At 64.0% G+C, this 15,020-nt stretch carries 20 protein-coding genes; 14 read left to right on the forward strand and 6 right to left on the reverse strand.

What is annotated here, in order from left to right; all coding sequences use genetic code 11:
* The first annotated feature begins 8 nt into the window (after positions 1-8).
* Entirely contained in the window at positions 9-1,205 is a 1,197-nt protein-coding gene (locus NKG95_RS00440; protein WP_353039622.1) for a GGDEF domain-containing protein, read from the forward strand.
* Between the two features lie 80 nt (positions 1,206-1,285).
* On the forward strand, positions 1,286-2,506 hold the full coding sequence (locus tag NKG95_RS00445) for a GGDEF domain-containing protein (RefSeq protein WP_353039624.1): 1,221 nt from the start codon (positions 1,286-1,288) through the stop codon (positions 2,504-2,506).
* Here NKG95_RS00445 and NKG95_RS00450 read toward each other — a convergent pair.
* Positions 2,490-2,849 carry a hypothetical protein gene (locus tag NKG95_RS00450; RefSeq protein WP_353004062.1) on the reverse strand — a complete coding sequence of 120 codons (360 nt, stop codon included), beginning with the start codon at positions 2,847-2,849 and terminating at the stop codon, positions 2,490-2,492. The two genes, NKG95_RS00445 and NKG95_RS00450, sit on opposite strands and share 17 nt — an antisense overlap.
* Positions 2,850-3,105: 256 nt before the next feature.
* Between NKG95_RS00450 and NKG95_RS00455 the strand changes: the two genes are divergently transcribed.
* From NKG95_RS00455 to NKG95_RS00490, 8 genes are all read left to right on the forward strand, one after another.
* The gene (locus NKG95_RS00455; RefSeq protein ID WP_352536463.1) at positions 3,106-3,471 is read left to right on the forward strand and encodes a hypothetical protein; all 366 of its coding nucleotides are present in this window, start codon (positions 3,106-3,108) and stop codon (positions 3,469-3,471) included.
* Positions 3,472-3,713: 242 nt separating this feature from the next.
* On the forward strand, positions 3,714-4,139 hold the full coding sequence (gene sdhC / locus NKG95_RS00460; RefSeq protein WP_352962014.1) for a succinate dehydrogenase, cytochrome b556 subunit: 426 nt from the start codon (positions 3,714-3,716) through the stop codon (positions 4,137-4,139).
* Positions 4,136-4,531, forward strand: coding sequence for a succinate dehydrogenase, hydrophobic membrane anchor protein (sdhD, locus tag NKG95_RS00465; RefSeq protein ID WP_352845345.1), 396 nt, complete (start codon positions 4,136-4,138; stop codon positions 4,529-4,531). The genes sdhC and sdhD overlap by 4 nt, the downstream gene beginning before the upstream one ends.
* A 3-nt stretch (positions 4,532-4,534) precedes the next feature.
* Positions 4,535-6,373 carry a succinate dehydrogenase flavoprotein subunit gene (gene sdhA / locus NKG95_RS00470; RefSeq protein WP_353039626.1) on the forward strand — a complete coding sequence of 613 codons (1,839 nt, stop codon included), beginning with the start codon at positions 4,535-4,537 and terminating at the stop codon, positions 6,371-6,373.
* 2 nt (positions 6,374-6,375) lie between these two features.
* The gene (locus tag NKG95_RS00475) at positions 6,376-6,813 is read left to right on the forward strand and encodes a DUF3052 domain-containing protein (RefSeq protein ID WP_353039628.1); all 438 of its coding nucleotides are present in this window, start codon (positions 6,376-6,378) and stop codon (positions 6,811-6,813) included.
* On the forward strand, positions 6,813-7,592 hold the full coding sequence (locus NKG95_RS00480) for a succinate dehydrogenase iron-sulfur subunit (protein WP_023722699.1): 780 nt from the start codon (positions 6,813-6,815) through the stop codon (positions 7,590-7,592). Before NKG95_RS00475 ends, NKG95_RS00480 begins: the two co-directional genes overlap by 1 nt.
* Before the next feature lie 6 nt (positions 7,593-7,598).
* On the forward strand, positions 7,599-8,411 hold the full coding sequence (locus NKG95_RS00485; RefSeq protein WP_023722698.1) for a nucleotidyltransferase domain-containing protein: 813 nt from the start codon (positions 7,599-7,601) through the stop codon (positions 8,409-8,411).
* Positions 8,408-9,043 carry a YceH family protein gene (locus NKG95_RS00490; RefSeq protein WP_353020040.1) on the forward strand — a complete coding sequence of 212 codons (636 nt, stop codon included), beginning with the start codon at positions 8,408-8,410 and terminating at the stop codon, positions 9,041-9,043. The genes NKG95_RS00485 and NKG95_RS00490 overlap by 4 nt, the downstream gene beginning before the upstream one ends.
* Positions 9,044-9,052: 9 nt before the next feature.
* On the opposite strand, the gene NKG95_RS00495 is transcribed toward NKG95_RS00490, so the two are convergent.
* The 3 genes from NKG95_RS00495 to NKG95_RS00505 are packed head-to-tail and all read right to left on the reverse strand — an operon-like array spanning position 9,053 to position 10,094.
* Entirely contained in the window at positions 9,053-9,598 is a 546-nt protein-coding gene (locus tag NKG95_RS00495; protein WP_353039630.1) for a hypothetical protein, read from the reverse strand.
* Positions 9,592-9,945, reverse strand: a complete 354-nt coding sequence (locus tag NKG95_RS00500; protein WP_353039632.1) for a hypothetical protein — start codon at positions 9,943-9,945, stop codon at positions 9,592-9,594. Before NKG95_RS00500 ends, NKG95_RS00495 begins: the two co-directional genes overlap by 7 nt.
* A complete protein-coding gene (locus NKG95_RS00505; RefSeq protein ID WP_352494070.1) occupies positions 9,942-10,094 on the reverse strand; it encodes a hypothetical protein in 153 nt (50 codons plus the stop codon). Before NKG95_RS00505 ends, NKG95_RS00500 begins: the two co-directional genes overlap by 4 nt.
* A gap of 177 nt (positions 10,095-10,271) precedes the next feature.
* On the opposite strand from NKG95_RS00505, the gene NKG95_RS00510 reads away from it, so the two are divergent.
* The gene (locus tag NKG95_RS00510; protein WP_352494071.1) at positions 10,272-11,231 is read left to right on the forward strand and encodes a helix-turn-helix transcriptional regulator; all 960 of its coding nucleotides are present in this window, start codon (positions 10,272-10,274) and stop codon (positions 11,229-11,231) included.
* 408 nt (positions 11,232-11,639) lie between these two features.
* Here the strand turns inward: NKG95_RS00510 and NKG95_RS00515 are convergent, their stop codons facing one another.
* On the reverse strand, positions 11,640-12,065 hold the full coding sequence (locus tag NKG95_RS00515) for an OsmC family protein (RefSeq protein WP_352494072.1): 426 nt from the start codon (positions 12,063-12,065) through the stop codon (positions 11,640-11,642).
* 112 nt (positions 12,066-12,177) lie between these two features.
* On the opposite strand from NKG95_RS00515, the gene NKG95_RS00520 reads away from it, so the two are divergent.
* The 3 genes from NKG95_RS00520 to NKG95_RS00530 all read left to right on the forward strand — a co-directional run bounded on the left by NKG95_RS00520 (position 12,178) and on the right by NKG95_RS00530 (position 13,543).
* Positions 12,178-12,540 (forward strand): hypothetical protein, encoded by a 363-nt coding sequence (locus NKG95_RS00520; RefSeq protein WP_352845337.1) that lies wholly within the window; start codon positions 12,178-12,180, stop codon positions 12,538-12,540.
* Between the two features lie 2 nt (positions 12,541-12,542).
* Positions 12,543-12,899: a YciI family protein gene (locus tag NKG95_RS00525; RefSeq protein ID WP_352999009.1), complete on the forward strand. Its 357-nt coding sequence runs from the start codon at positions 12,543-12,545 to the stop codon at positions 12,897-12,899.
* Positions 12,900-13,015: 116 nt separating this feature from the next.
* A complete protein-coding gene (locus tag NKG95_RS00530) occupies positions 13,016-13,543 on the forward strand; it encodes a hypothetical protein (protein ID WP_023722688.1) in 528 nt (175 codons plus the stop codon).
* Between the two features lie 187 nt (positions 13,544-13,730).
* Here the strand turns inward: NKG95_RS00530 and NKG95_RS00535 are convergent, their stop codons facing one another.
* The gene (locus tag NKG95_RS00535) at positions 13,731-14,975 is read right to left on the reverse strand and encodes a ubiquinone biosynthesis hydroxylase (RefSeq protein WP_353039901.1); all 1,245 of its coding nucleotides are present in this window, start codon (positions 14,973-14,975) and stop codon (positions 13,731-13,733) included.
* Positions 14,976-15,020 lie beyond the last annotated feature (45 nt).

The following is a 15,020-nucleotide window of genomic DNA, read 5'->3' on the forward strand; positions in this document are numbered from 1 at the left end:
TACAGCGCTTGGACACCGGCCTGCTCATAGCGCTGCTCAATCCAGGCATTGCCCTCACACTCGGCGCGGCATTTCTCGTGCTGTGGTTCTATCAGCGCCACCGTCCCTATCTGATCGTGCTGGCGGCGGGCTACTCGGCCTCGGCCGCAGGCTTCCTGCTCCAGTATTTCACGCTGCCGGTCGGTATGGCGCCGACCAAGCTCATGTCCATCCTATGCTTCACCTTCGCGACCTGCTGTCTCGCCGGCGCGGTCATCGCGCGCTACGGGCGGCGCGTGCCGTATCCAGCGATCGGCATTCTGGCGGGCGGCGGCCTGGCCGCGGTCTCATGGTTTCTCTTTGCCCGGCCGGATATCACGTGGCGGATCCTTGCCATCAATTTCAGCTTCGGCGGCATCAGCCTGGTTGTCGCCGCCGAGTTGCGCGTGGTGCGCAACAACGGCCCGACGGAGATGATCCTGTTCGTGCTGTCGCTGCTTTCCGGTCTGAACTTCCTGGTGCGGACCCTTGCCGTCGTCATCGCGCATGGTCCATTTACCAGCTATGAAGGGCTTTACTCGTCGTCCTATTGGACGACGGCACTGCTGTCGCATGCATTGCTGTCGCTGCTTATCGCGCTTTGCCTGTTCGGCGCCGCCGCGCTCGATGTGATGAAGGCCCTGAAGACCGAAACCCTGACGGACCCATTATCGGGCCTGCTCAACCGCCGCGGCTTCGAGGAGCGCGCCATGCTTGTCCTGCAGCACTGTGCCACGGCGCGATTGCCGGTTGCGCTGGTGTTGGCCGATCTCGATCATTTCAAGGCGCTCAATGATCAGCATGGCCACGCGGCCGGGGATCGCGTCATCGCCGACTTCGCCGCCAAGCTTCTATCGGCTGCAGGCACGCGCGGCGTTGCCGGCCGCATCGGCGGCGAGGAGTTCGCCGTGCTCTTGCCGCTCAGTGACCTTGGCGCGGCAAGACTGTTTGCCGAAGCCATTCGCACGCTCTATTCGGCGGGCAGAATCGACGGGCTTCCGCCCGACACAAGAGTGACCGTGAGCTTCGGCGTGGCCGCCCGTACGGGCGACGAAGGGCTGGACCCGCTGATGCGCCGTGCCGACGAAGCGCTCTACAAAGCCAAGAGGAATGGCCGCGACAGCGTGTGCCTGTCCTATCAGCGGCCTGAAACGGTGTTCTTTCCCGATCGGACCAGTGCCGGCTGAGCGTCAGCGGCGGCCTCGAATTAACGTCTTTTTCGCGCCTCAGTGGTTTGCTGTTCGGCGGGGAGTGCCAAAAACGCGCAATGGGCAGCGCCAATTTCATCCTGGTGATCAACCTGTTCGTTGCCGGGCTGCTGGCGGCGGCCTTCATGACGATCGCGGTCTATGACGCCGGACGGGTGTCGGCGCGCTGGCTGGCGTTCGGCTATGTGCTCGGCATGGCCTATTTCGCCATCGAGTTCAGCATTCCCGCCTTCGACAATGCGCGCCCCGTGGTTGTCGCCGCCTTTGCCGCTTTCCTTGGCGCAACCGTCGCCTTCAATGGCGGGCTTGCCCAGAAATACCGCGTTTCGCCGCCTTGGCCGCCGATGCTGTTCTTCCTGGTCTTCGCCACCCTCGCGGTCTATTTCGTACAGGACCTGCCACGCCAATCCTTTCTGCGAATGGCGGCCTACCAGCTTCCCTATGCGGCCATGCAGTTCACCGGGCTGGCGATCGTCTTGTCGTCCAGGCAAAGACGCGAGCGGCTCGACTATATGCTGATGGCTGTCCTGGCGGCCAGCACCTTGCAGTTCGCCAGCAAACCCTTCATCGCCCATGCGCTTGGCGGCTGGGGCGCCAACCCGCAATCTTATGCGCAGACCAGCTACGCGTTGGTGTCGCAGTCTATCGGCACCGTGTTCGGCCTGGCGCTTGCGCTGGTGACGTTGGCTATCCTGGTCCGCGACGTGCTCGCCGAGGCGACGTCGAAATCGGAAACCGATACGCTTTCACGGCTGCTCAACCGTGGCGGCTTCGAGCGCCATGCCGAGATCGCACTGCGCGACGCCATGCGGCGGGCTGTCTCGGCGGCACTGGTCATTGCCGATCTCGACCATTTCAAGCGCATCAACGATACGTACGGCCACGCGTCCGGCGATCGGGTCATCGAGACCTTTGCCGGTTTTCTCCGCGATGCCGCGGCCGACCATCATGTCGCCGGCCGGATCGGCGGCGAGGAATTCGCTATTTTCCTGCCGGGGACCAACCTCGCCGCCGCCCGGCTCTTCGCCGAGGGCACGCGTACCGCCTTCGGTGCCACGCCCATCGACTGCCTGCCGGCGGATCATCGCTGCAGCGCCAGCTTCGGCGTTGCCGAGCTTGGTCCGGGCGAAAGCTTTTCCGACCTGCTGCGGCGCGCCGACAAAGCGCTCTATCAGGCGAAAGGCAGCGGCCGCGATTGCGTGCGTGTCTCGGTGGGGTCGGCTGTTGCCTTGCCGGCGCCGTCGACAAAGGGCGGCGTGGCCGTCAGCGGCAGGGGCTGAGCTCCGGCATTTCGCCGTCGGAGAGGCCGTACATATAGCTGCGGCCCTTGACGAAAACCGGCGGCCTGTAGCAGTCGCCGTCGCGGACATCGTCCGATTCGTTTTCGTAGATCACGTCGGGCTGGCCGGCGCTGGTGTAGTCGGACAATTCCTTGGCCAGCTTGCCCTCGCCAACGAGGATACGCTTGTAGCCGGCGGCGCTGTCGATGACGAGATTGCCGAAGGAATCGGCATAGACGCGGTCATGATGGCGCGTTCCGGCGAATGCCGGTGCGACGACGCCGACGGCGAGCGCCGCCAATAGGAACCAGGGAAGGCGCGATCCTGCTGAATTCGAATGCATGGCGTGCTGCTCCATTGCTGGGAGGCAAGCCTCCTCGAATCAGAAATTAACCTTTTATTAACCTTTGTTAAGAGGGCAACCGCCGCCGCCGCGAGGTCTCGGAAAACATGGTTAATACTCGGTCGCCCACCGGCCATCATTCGGCCATGCCTTGTTCCCACCATCGCCGGCATCGGGCGCGACTCAAAAAGCATGAAAATCCGGCGGCTTGCCGGAGCATCGCGGCGGGCTCGATGCGCGCGGGGGAAAGCAGCATATGAGGTTACGCCGCACGTTTCGGATAGCGCTGGCCGTCTCCTCGCTGCTGGCTGCCGCCGCCTGCGCGCCGCAGACCAGTGGGCCTAAGCTCGAAAATACCGCCGTCGCTCCCGCTGTCGGCGAGTCGTCGGCGCCACAGCCGCGCAAGGCAACCTACAAATGCGCCGACGGGAGCATGATGGCCATCGAGAACCTCGGCACGTCGGTGCGCGTGCTCGGCCCGGACGGCAGCAGCTCCGAGCTGCCGGCCTCACCTGCCAATCAGACCAGCCGTTACGGCGAGGCGCATGACGCGATCGTGATCGACGGCCGCGACGCGCTGGTGATGAAGGGCGGTGCCTCACCGCTGGCCTGTAAACGCTGATCCGTCCGGTGCGGCAGCCATATTTTGCAGTGCAGCGACATTGTGCCGGCTCAAGGCGACAGTCCTAATCGATTGAAGCTGGAAGCCTCGCTTTCATAAGACTAAATTACGTTTTCAAAACGATTTTCCGGCTTTGACGCGGTGCAAAAAGAGCATTAGAAACCGGCTGTCCGAAGTCGCAACCGGAAGCGGCAATGCCGCATTTCCACCTGAGGCTCCAGAGACGCCGAACTGGGGGAGCCATGAGCAAATCACCAGCCACCCGCGAATTTACCAGACGTGAACGGCCGCTTTCACCGCATCTGACCGTCTATCGGCCGCCGATCACGATGACAATGTCGATCATCCACCGCATCACTGGCGGGGCGCTCTATTTCGGCACGCTGCTGGTCGCGCTGTGGCTGATGGCGGCGGCGAGCTCGGAGGCGACCTTCAATGCCGTCAACTGGGCCTTCGGCTCCTGGCTGGGGCGGTTGGTGCTGTTCGGCTACAGCTGGGCGCTGATGCACCACATGCTGGGCGGCGTGCGCCATCTTATCTGGGACACTGGGGCAGGGCTGGAAAAGCATACGGCCTCGAGGATCGCCTGGGCGACGCTGGCCGGCTCGGTCACGCTGACGCTGCTGATCTGGATCGCCGGCTACATGGCGCGGGGGAGCCTGACATGACAGGCAAAAACACCGATATGCGCACGCCGCTGGCCAAGGTCCGCGGCCTGGGTTCGGCCCGCGAGGGCACCGGCCATTTCTGGCGCCAGCGGCTGACGGCGATCTCCAACATCCCGCTGGTCCTGTTCTTCGTCGGCTTCCTGATCGCACTCAACGGCGCCAGCTATCTCGAGGTGCGCGCCGCACTTGCCAATCCGTTCGTGGCACTGGTCCTGGCGCTGGTGCTGTTGTCGGTGCTCTACCACATGCGGCTCGGCATGCAGGCGATCATCGAAGACTATGTGCATGGCGAGGGCACCAGGTTGGCGCTGCTCGCGCTCAACACATTCTTTCCCGTAGTCGTCGGCGTCGCTTCGGTCTTCGCCCTGCTTAAACTGGCATTTGGAGGCTGATTTTTGGCCAAGGACGCGAAGAACGCCAATACGGCTTCCGCCTATAGCTATGTCGACCACAAATTCGACGTCGTGGTCGTCGGCGCCGGCGGTGCTGGCCTGCGTGCCACGCTCGGAATGGCCGAGCAGGGCCTGCGCACCGCCTGCATCACCAAGGTTTTCCCGACGCGCTCGCACACGGTCGCCGCTCAGGGCGGCATCGCCGCCTCGCTCGCCAATATGGGGCCCGACAACTGGCAGTGGCATCTCTTCGACACGGTCAAGGGCTCGGATTGGCTGGGTGATACCGACGCGCAGGAATACATGGTGCGCGAGGCGCCGGCGGCGGTCTATGAACTCGAGCATTACGGCGTTCCCTTCAGCCGCACCGAGGACGGGAAAATCTACCAGCGGCCGTTCGGCGGCATGATGATGAATTTCGGCGAAGGGCCGCCGGTGCAGCGCACCTGCGCTGCCGCCGACCGCACCGGCCACGCCATGCTGCATACGCTGTACGGTCAGTCGCTGAAGCACAATGCGCAGTTCTTCATCGAGTATTTCGCGCTCGACCTGATCATGGAGCCGGACGGCACCTGCACCGGCGTCGTCGCCTGGAACCTCGACGACGGCACCATCCACCGTTTTTCGGCCAAGATGGTGGTGCTGGCGACCGGCGGCTATGGCCGCGCCTATTTCTCGGCCACCTCGGCGCATACCTGCACCGGCGATGGCGGCGGCATGGCCGCACGCGCCGGCCTGGCGCTGCAGGACATGGAGTTCGTGCAGTTCCACCCGACCGGCATCTACGGCGCCGGCTGCCTGATTACCGAGGGCGCGCGCGGCGAGGGCGGCTATCTCGTCAATTCCGAGGGCGAGCGCTTCATGGAACGCTACGCGCCGTCAGCCAAGGATCTGGCTTCGCGTGACGTGGTCTCGCGCTGCATGACGCTGGAGATCCGCGAAGGCCGTGGCGTCGGCCCGAAGAAGGACCATATTTTTCTCCACCTCGACCATCTCGATCCGGCCGTTTTGCACGAAAGGCTCCCGGGTATTTCAGAGTCGGCAAAGATTTTTGCCGGCGTCGACCTGACCAAGGAACCGATCCCGGTGCTGCCGACCGTCCATTACAATATGGGCGGCGTGCCGACCAATTACTGGGGCGAGGTGCTCAACCCGACCGCCCTGAACCCGGACCAGGTGTTGCCCGGGCTGATGGCCGTCGGCGAGGCCGGCTGCGCCTCGGTGCACGGCGCCAACCGGCTGGGTTCGAATTCGCTGATCGACCTGGTGGTGTTCGGCCGTGCGGCGGCGATCCGGGCCGGCAAGGTGATCGACCGCAACGTCGCGATCCCGTCGCCCAACGAAGCCTCGGTCGAAAAGATCATGGACCGCTTCGACCGGCTGCGCCACGCCAACGGTTCGACGCCGACAGCGGTTTTGCGCGAAAAGATGCAGAAGGCGATGCAGGAGGACGCGGCGGTGTTCCGCACCCAGGAATCGTTGGAAAGCGGCTGCAGGCGCATTTCGCAGATCTGGGGTGAACTCGGCGACGTCAAGGTGTTCGACCGCTCGATGATCTGGAACTCCGACCTGGTCGAGACGCTGGAGCTGGAAAACCTGATGGCCAACGCCATCACCACCGTCTACGGCGCCGAAGCGCGCAAGGAAAGCCGCGGGGCGCACGCGCGGGAGGACTTTTCGGCGCGCGACGACGCGAACTGGCGCAAGCATACGCTGGCCCGGCTCAACGAGGCCGGCGAGGTAGCGCTCAGCTACCGGCCGGTGCACACCGAGACGCTGCTTAAGGAAGCAGACGGCGGCATCAACCCGGCCAAGATTGCGCCGAAGGCCAGGGTGTATTGATCATGGCGCTGGCGGCAGCTGGATATTCCGGCACGCCCCTTCCGGCCAAGCTCGGCCTGAAGGACAGGATGATTGCCGCCTTCGTCGCCCTGCCGCCCGAACTCGACGATCTGACCGACGCCGTCGACTTTGCCCACGTCGACCGGCTGGCTGACTGGTCGGCGATCTCTGGCGTTCATGAGAAATACGATGCCGTGCATGCTTTCGCCCGGCGGCGTGTCGAAATCGAGGACCGTCTTGGCGACGTAGAAGCGGCGATTAAGCGGCACGGCATGGTTTGGGTGTCGTGGCCAAAGAAGGCATCGAAAGTGCCGACCGACGTCACCGAGGACGTTATCCGCACCGAGGCGCTGAAGCTCGACCTCGTCGACGTCAAGGTCGCCGCCATAAACGGGATCTGGTCCGGGCTGAAGCTCGTCATCCGAAAGGACCTGAGATAATGGTCGAACTCACGCTTCCGAAAAACTCGAAGATCATGGCCGGAAAAACCTGGCCGAAGCCGGAGGGCGCGACCAACCTGCGCGAATACCGCATCTACCGTTGGTCGCCGGACGATGACGAGAACCCGCGCATGGACACGTATTTCGTCGACATGGACGATTGCGGGCCGATGGTGCTCGACGCGCTGCTCTGGATCAAGAACAAGATCGACCCGACGCTGACGCTGCGCCGTTCCTGCCGCGAAGGCATTTGCGGCTCCTGCGCCATGAACATCGACGGGTCGAACACGCTGGCCTGCACCAAGGGCTGCGACGACATTTCCGGCGCGATCAAGGTCTACCCGCTGCCGCACATGCAAGTGGTCAAGGACCTTGTGCCCGACCTCACCAATTTCTATGCCCAGCACGCCTCGATCGAGCCGTGGTTGAAGACGGTGTCGCCCGAGCCGGCCAAGGAATGGCTGCAGAGCCATGAGGACCGCGAAAAGCTCGACGGGCTCTACGAGTGCATATTGTGCGCCTGCTGCTCGACCTCCTGCCCGAGCTACTGGTGGAACGGCGAGCGCTATCTCGGCCCGGCGACGCTGCTGCAGGCCTATCGCTGGCTGATCGATTCCAGGGACGAGGCAACGGGCGAGCGGCTCGACAATCTCGAAGACCCGTTCCGGCTCTATCGCTGTCACACGATCATGAACTGCGCCCAGACCTGCCCCAAGGGGCTCAACCCGGCCAAGGCGATCGCCGAGATCAAGAAGATGATGGTGGAGCGACGGGTTTAGCAGCAGATGAAGCAGCTACCTGCCGATTTTTCATCTGACGCCGTCGCGGCGATCCGGGCGCGACTCGATGTCGTGCGAACGCAAGGCGTGACGATCCTGTTCGCCATCGAAAGCGGCAGCCGCGCCTGGGGGTTCCCGTCTCCCGACAGCGACTATGACTGCCGTTTCGTCTATGTCAGGCCGGCATCGGATCACCTTGTGTTGGAACAGGCACGCGACGTGATCGAATTTCCCATCGAAGGCGAGATCGATGCCGGTGGCTGGGATCTGCGCAAGGCCTTGCTGCTCGGGCTCGGCGGCAATGCCGTCATCGTCGAATGGGCAAAATCATCAATCGTCTACGAAGAGGTCACGGGATTTCGGCGGCGCCTTCTCGACCTGCTTGCCGAGATCGTCGATCCGGCAAAAGTAGCGCGTCACTATCTCGGCCTGGCGCGTTCACATGTTGCCAAGATCGGCAGCTTTTCCGGCGAGGTGAAGCTGAAGAAGCTGTTCTATCTCATTCGACCACTGGTCGCGTTGGACTGGATGGAGCAGCGCGGCCTCGCCGGTCTACCGCCGATGAACCTTGGCGAGTGCATCGACCAAATCGAGATGCCAGCGCAGGCAAGCGATGAAATCCGCAGCCTGATCGACCGCAAAAGCCAGACGCGGGAAATGGGGACCGGTCTCATCCCGACGGCGATCGCGCGCTATCTTGAGGCGCGCTATGGTCACCACGAAATGAACCTTGCCGGCGTGATCCGGGATGAAGCCCGCCAGGCTCGAAACCGTGTCCTTGCAACCGACTTTTACCGCCGGGAGGCTGAACTTCAATGAGCGATGAGCTTCCCATCCTCTCCCCCATCGAGGCGCGTGTGCTCGGCTGCCTGATCGAGAAGAAGGAGCTGACGCCCGACGTCTATCCGCTGACGCTCAATGCGGCACTTGCCGCGGCCAACCAGAAGACGGCGCGCGAGCCGGTAATGTCGGTCGAGCTTGCCGAGGTTAGAAGGGCGCTTGGCCAGCTCGAGCAGAAGGGCCTGGTCAGGCAGGTGTTCGCGTCGCGCGTCGAGCGCTATGAGCATGTCGTGGCGCAGCGCTTTTCCCTGACCTCGGCGCAGATCGCGCTGCTCGGCCTGTTGTTGCTGCGCGGCCCGCAGACGGCCTATGAACTGCTGGCGCGAAGCGAGCGCATGGCACGGTTGCCGTCGATCGAGGAGCTTCGCGGCAATCTCGATCTGCTGATCGGCCGCAGGCCGCCGCTGGTGCAGCAGATCGACCGCGGCCCGGGCCAGCGCGAGGACCGTTATGTCCAACTGCTCAGCGGGCCGGTGCAGCTGTCGGCTGCCGCGGCGCCCCAGCAATCGCCCTTGCCGGCCTCGGATCTGGAAATGCGCGTGCAGGCCCTCGAGCAGGAGGTCGCGGCATTGCGCGCCCGCCTCGACGCGCTGACCGGCGAGGGGCACTGAATCGCGACCTCATCTCCTGCTGTAGACGCCGCTCGCCTCGCCTCCCGGATCGACCAGCCGCAACTGCCGGCCATTCAACTGCCAGCTCAGCGAGACCGGCTTCAGGTCGCCGGCGCCGAACTTCCAGGTGCCGGTCAGATCGGGCCGGCAGCCATTGACGGATTTGTAGGTTCCGGCCTTAGGCGTGAAGACCAGCGTCGAGCCGTGCACGGTCGTCGTGCCCGTCTTCAGCGTCAGCGACTGGATCTGGCCGCAGCCGTCGACCAGCGAGGATTCGAACAGCGCATATTGCGTGCGCCCGTTGGCGCCGAAGGTGAAGGAGATGCTGCCGCCGCTGCCCGGCGCACAGTGGCCGAGCGTCGTGCAATGATCGCCGCTGGCGACTGCAAAGCCCCATTTGCCGACAAGTGCTGGTGGTATCGAGCCCTGGCGCGAACGGGCTGTCTGCCCCTTGCCTTGGCCGGCGGCATCGGCCGGGCCGACGGCCAGGCAACCGGTCAGGCCCGCCAGTGTGACAAAAACCGCCAGGCGCGCGGGTGAGGAGCCGGTCAGCATCCCTTGTTCGCGATAAGCTTGTGCAGATGGGCAAGCCGCGTGGCTATGACATTGTTGACGATCGCCATCTTGCCGGGGGGTGCCATGCCGCCATATTTCTTCGGCGAAGGCCCATGGTTCCTGGCCTCCTCGTAGCCGGCGGCCTGTTGCCGCAACTCGGCACAGGACATGCCGGCATATTTCGCCTGCTCCTGCGGGCTGATGACACCCGATTGCTCCATGCCGATGGAGTTTGCCGCCGCCATGCCGCCGAGGCCGACAGCCGCGGAAATCGGATTGAGGCCGACGCAGCCGGAAAGGCCAAGGCACAGCATCGGCGCCGCCAAAAAAGCATATCGCAGGCTCATGGCTGACGCTCCCTGATGCGCGGCGGCAGCTTCAGGTCGCGATGATCGGTGGCGGTTTTTCCGAGCGCAAGCGACAGGAGATAGACGCGCGGATTGAAGCCCGCCGAGGCGAGCGCCGACAGCGTCCTGAGCAGTTGCAGGTGATACATCGAACCCCCTTGTGGTCATTGCCGATGGATTTCCGGTTTTGGAAACGGGCTGCAAACTACGTCCGATGAGAACAAGCCGGCTTGGACGAGACGGCCCTAAAAACGGCCTAAACGGCCCTGTATTGACGTTTTAGGGGGCTCGGCGCATATCAGCGCGCTCTCGGGCTGGGGATGCCGATGAATGCGACGACCTCGTTCAGGCTGATGACGGACGCGTTTCCGGAGCAGGATCGCGTCGAGGTGATGCGCGAGGTCTACGGCCGCACGGTCCTCAAGGTCGAGCTCGATCCGCTCGCACCGACGCGTGTCGACATGAAAGTGCGTGCGCTGCCCGGCCTCGGCATTGCCACCGGCACTTCCTCGGAATTCCGGGCGCATCACTCGATGCCGCTGATCGACAGCGACGACCTCATCCTGTTGGCGGCGCTCGATGGCGCGAGCGTCATGAAGCATCGCGGCCGCGAGGAACCGATCGGCAACGGCCGGGCGCTGATGATGAGCGGCGAAGAGGTCGGCCTCAACCTCATCCAGCCGGGCGGCATGCGCTTCGTCAATATGAGCTTCTCGCTGAGGCAGCTTTCGCCGCTGATCGGCGATCCGGCTTCGGTGCTTATGCAGCCGTTGCCGACCACGAGCGGGGCGATGCGGCTGCTGCTCGACTATGTCCAGTCGATCCAGGATGCAGACGATGCGCTGACGCCGGAAACCTGGCAGCTGGCCGCGACTCACATTTTCGACCTTGCCGCGCTTGCCATGGGGGCGACCAGGGATGCGGCCGAAATCGCGCGTGGCCGCGGCGTGCGGGTGGCGCGATTGCGCGCCATCAAGGCCGATATCCTCGCCCATGGCGGGCACGGCGAGCTGTCGGCGGAAGACATCGCCGCCCGCCACCATCTCTGCGCCCGCTATGTGCGAAAGCTGTTCGAGAGCGAAGGCACGTCGCTGTCGGACTTCATGCTGCGCCAGCGGCTAGTGCGCGCGCATCGCATGCTGGGCGATCCTTCTCATGCCGACCGCAGCATCACGGCAATCGCCTTCGATGCCGGCTTCAACGACCTTTCCTATTTCAACCGGGCGTTCCGCCGGCGCTATGACGCGACGCCGTCGGACGTGCGCGCTGCGGCCTTAAAGAACTGACATTGGGTTACGCCCGGGCATGATGGGAGCCCGTGGGGCCCCCGACTCTCAAGACTGGGTTCCTCGCCCACCGCGAAGCGGGGGAGAGGTGGGCGCGCAGCGGCCCGGGAGGGGGGGGGATATAGCGGGGGGGGCCACACCGGGGGGGGGGGGGGGGGGCGCCCCCAACCCCACGGGGGGGGTGGGGGGGCGCCTAGGGGGCGGGAGAGGGGGCTTAATAGAGCGCGGTTCCCCTCTCCGTCTCGGCTTCGCCGAGACACCTCTCCCCACTGTCGTGGGGCGAGCAACCCAAGCTGGAATAAAGCCGCGATCTTCCCTCTATCCTGCCAGCCCCCGCAAGGGAGATCGGATGGCCGCTATGCTGTCGCCAATCATCGACCGGCTGTTCGATGCAGGTTTGCTTACGGCTCACCCGAGACTGGCGTCGAGCGATACTTTGATGGCGCCGAGCGCTTTCGAGACTGGGCATTCGGCCTTGGCCTTTTCGGCCAGTTCCTTGAACTTGGCGGCATCGATGCCCGGCACCTTGCCGACCAGCGTGATCGCGCTGCCGGTGATGCCGGTGCCGGGGACCAGCGTTACCACGGCCTTGGCGTCGAGCTCGGCAGCCGGAGTGCCGTTCTCGGCGAGGAAATGCGAAAGCTGCATGGCGTAGCAGCCGGCATGGGCGGCGGCGATCAGCTCTTCCGGGTTGGTGCCGGATTTGCCGCTCTCGTCCTCGAAACGCATCTTGGCAGAATAGGGCGTACCTTTCAGCGTCCCGCTCTGGGTTTCGAGCGTGCCTTTGCCTTCCTTGAAACTGCCTTTCCAAACGGCGTTGGCGGTGCGGTCCATCAATTCCTCCTTGATTGTCGTGATTGAGCCCGTGATCGGCATCCAGTCGACTATAGCGCGCGCTGGAGCGAAGGCCACCCGCGCTTTCGTATCGGCGGCAGCGTGACACATCATGGTCAAGCAAAAAATCGCTCGGGAAAAAAATCGCGAAAAAAATATGCGTGCAAAAATGTCGACTTCCATCTGTCCCGGCCGTCCTGCGGGCGGCCATGGAATTGGTGGCTGGATGGAGGATCACATGAACAATCTGTTTTCTGCTCACTGGACAAACACCAGCCACAGGGCCGGTGAACAACAAGCCGACTGGTCGCGCCTGCCGCCTTCCGGCTTCGGCCGGCTGCTTGCGGCGATTGCCATTATCGGGATTGCGGTGTCCTTTCTGGATTATGCAGCGGGGCTCGATCATACAGCGGGCAAAGGCCCGGCCGAGATTTCCCTAGCCTCGGCTGCCGCTTCAACCCAGGAATGGAGGTAAAGATGAAATACGTTTGCCTGGTCTACGGCGAAGAAAAAGATCTCTACGCAATGACGCCTGCGAGGCTGGCCAAGCTCGACGCCGATTCGCTGGCCTATGACAGGTCGGTGGCGCAAAGCGGCCGGCTGATCATCGCGCAGGCGCTGCAATCGGTGCAGACGTCGAAGACCGTGCGCCGGCGCAAAGGCAAGCGGCTGGTCACGGACGGCCCCTTCGCCGAGACCAAGGAGCAGTTGCTCGGTTTCGTCATGATCGAGGCCGGGGACCTCGACGAGGCGCTGGAGATCGCCGGCGGCATTCCGCTGGCAGAAATCGGCACGATCGAGGTGCGGGCGATCTACAATGTGCCGGGGTCGTAGAGATGTCGGGGCCGGCGACTGGCGCAGGCTTTCGTTTTCTTCAATTGACGCAACTTTTGCGTGTTGAAGCGAAACGACACTTCTCTTGTCGTCGCCTGAGATTGGGGATCTTGGGCATGCATATATTGATTGCTGCAATCGGCCTGCTGGGGGCAGCGGCGTTCTGGTGGTACCGGCTGAAGACCATGAACGACGCGGCGCGTGAGGTTGCCGACGTCGTTGGCCGCGTCCAGGGCAATGTCCGCCGCAAGAAACTGCGCAAGCAGGCGGCGCTCTCGCCGTTGACGGCGATCGACGATCCGGTCGTGGCGGCGGCGACGCTGATCACCGCCATTGTTTCCGAGCATGGTCCGGTGCTGCCGCAACGCGAAGCTGCCATTCGATCGGTGATCTCGGAGATTGCCGACAAAAAGCAGACCGATGAAGCGGTGATCTACGCCAAATGGGCGGCCTCGCAAATCGACGATGCCACGGTCGTCATCGACAAGCTGGCACCGTTCCTGCGCGAACGCCTCGACGCGGCTGAAAGGAACGATCTGCTACAGATGGTCAGCCGTGTCACGGAAGTCGGCGGGCAAAGCCAGCAGATTTCCGACCAGCGCATGCTCCGGCTGCGCCAGAAGCTCGGTTTCGAGGTCAATTAGGGTGTGCTGATATTCAGGTGATGCCGGCCTGCAAAGGGTGGCTTCCTGCGCTTCCTATTCTCACGTACCCAAACGCACGCTCCGCTCCGGTTCTCGGAAGCCACTGTTGGTCGCTTCGCGCCCCGTCTTCGACTCCGGCTCGGCCTGACCTGAATCTCAACACATCCTGGCATGTCTGTGAGATGGATCAGATCGCCTCGCCCTTCAACAGCTTCGGCGTGTCGCCGGACAGACCTGACGCCTGGCGGATGAAGAACCCCTTCAGCCGCGGCATGCGTTCGACAAGGCCAAGACCGACGTCGCGCAACGTACGCAGCGGGCCGAAATCGTTGGAAAACAGCCGGTTCAGCACATCGGTGGTGATGCCCATCTGCACCGTATCGAAGCGCCGCCATTGCTGGTAGCGCTCAAGCACGTCGAGCGCGCCGATGTCCTGGCCGAGCCGGTCGGCCTCGACCACCACCTCAGCAAGTGCCGCCACGTCCTTGAAGCCCAGATTGAGGCCCTGGCCGGCGATCGGGTGGATGCCGTGGGCGGCGTCGCCGGCCAAGGCGATGCGCGGCGCAACGAAGGCGCGCGCAATGGTCAGCCCGAGCGGCCAGGCGCGGGGCTTGTCGGCGATATGGATTTCGCCGAGCTTGAGGCCAAAGCGGTGCTCGAGCTCATACTCCAGGACCAGGGTGTCGCCTGCGACCAGCTTTTCGGCATCCTGCGACCGTTCGACCCAGACGATCGACGAACGGTTGGTGCCGTCCTTGCCCGGCTTGAGTGGCAGCGTGGCAAAGGGGCCGGCCGGAAGAAAATGCTCTTCGGCGCGGCCGTTGTGCGGCCGCTCATGCGCCACCGTGCAGACGATGCCGGACTGGCCATACTCCCATTTCACCGTTTTGATGCCGGCCATGTCGCGCAGCTTCGAGTTGACGCCGTCGGCGGCGACCAGCAGCCGCGCCTTAAGCGTCGCGCCATCGGCAAGATGCACGGTGATGCCGGCGCCGTTGGTATCGAAGGCGCGGACGGCGACGCCCTCGATGATGCCGATGCCGAGCTGTTCGGCGCGCCGGCGCAAGGCGCCGTTCAAATCCTTGTTGGCGACCATATGCGCAAAGGGTTCGCCGGGCGCGACCTCGCCGTCGAAGGTGAGGAACACCGGACGGACCGGATCCGTTGTGCGCGAATCGGTGACGATCATTTCGGTGATCGCCTGCGCCTCCGGCGCGATCTCGTTCCAGACGCCGAGCTGGTCGAGCATGCGGCACGCGGCGGCTGCAATCGCCGAGGCGCGGCCGTCCTTCTGCCAGACGCCGGCGGGTGCTGCGTCGACGACGGCAACGGCGAGGCTCGGCCGCGCCTGCTTCAGAGACACGGCGGCGGCCAGGCCGATATAGCCGGCGCCGGCCACCAGAACGTCGAGCGAATTCTTGCTGTCCACCATGGCAATTCCTTTCGCAGCCTGACTGTCGCCGGGCATTCCGCCCTT

This window comes from Mesorhizobium sp. M1423 (genome assembly GCF_040317575.1).
Lineage (GTDB): Bacteria > Pseudomonadota > Alphaproteobacteria > Rhizobiales > Rhizobiaceae > Mesorhizobium.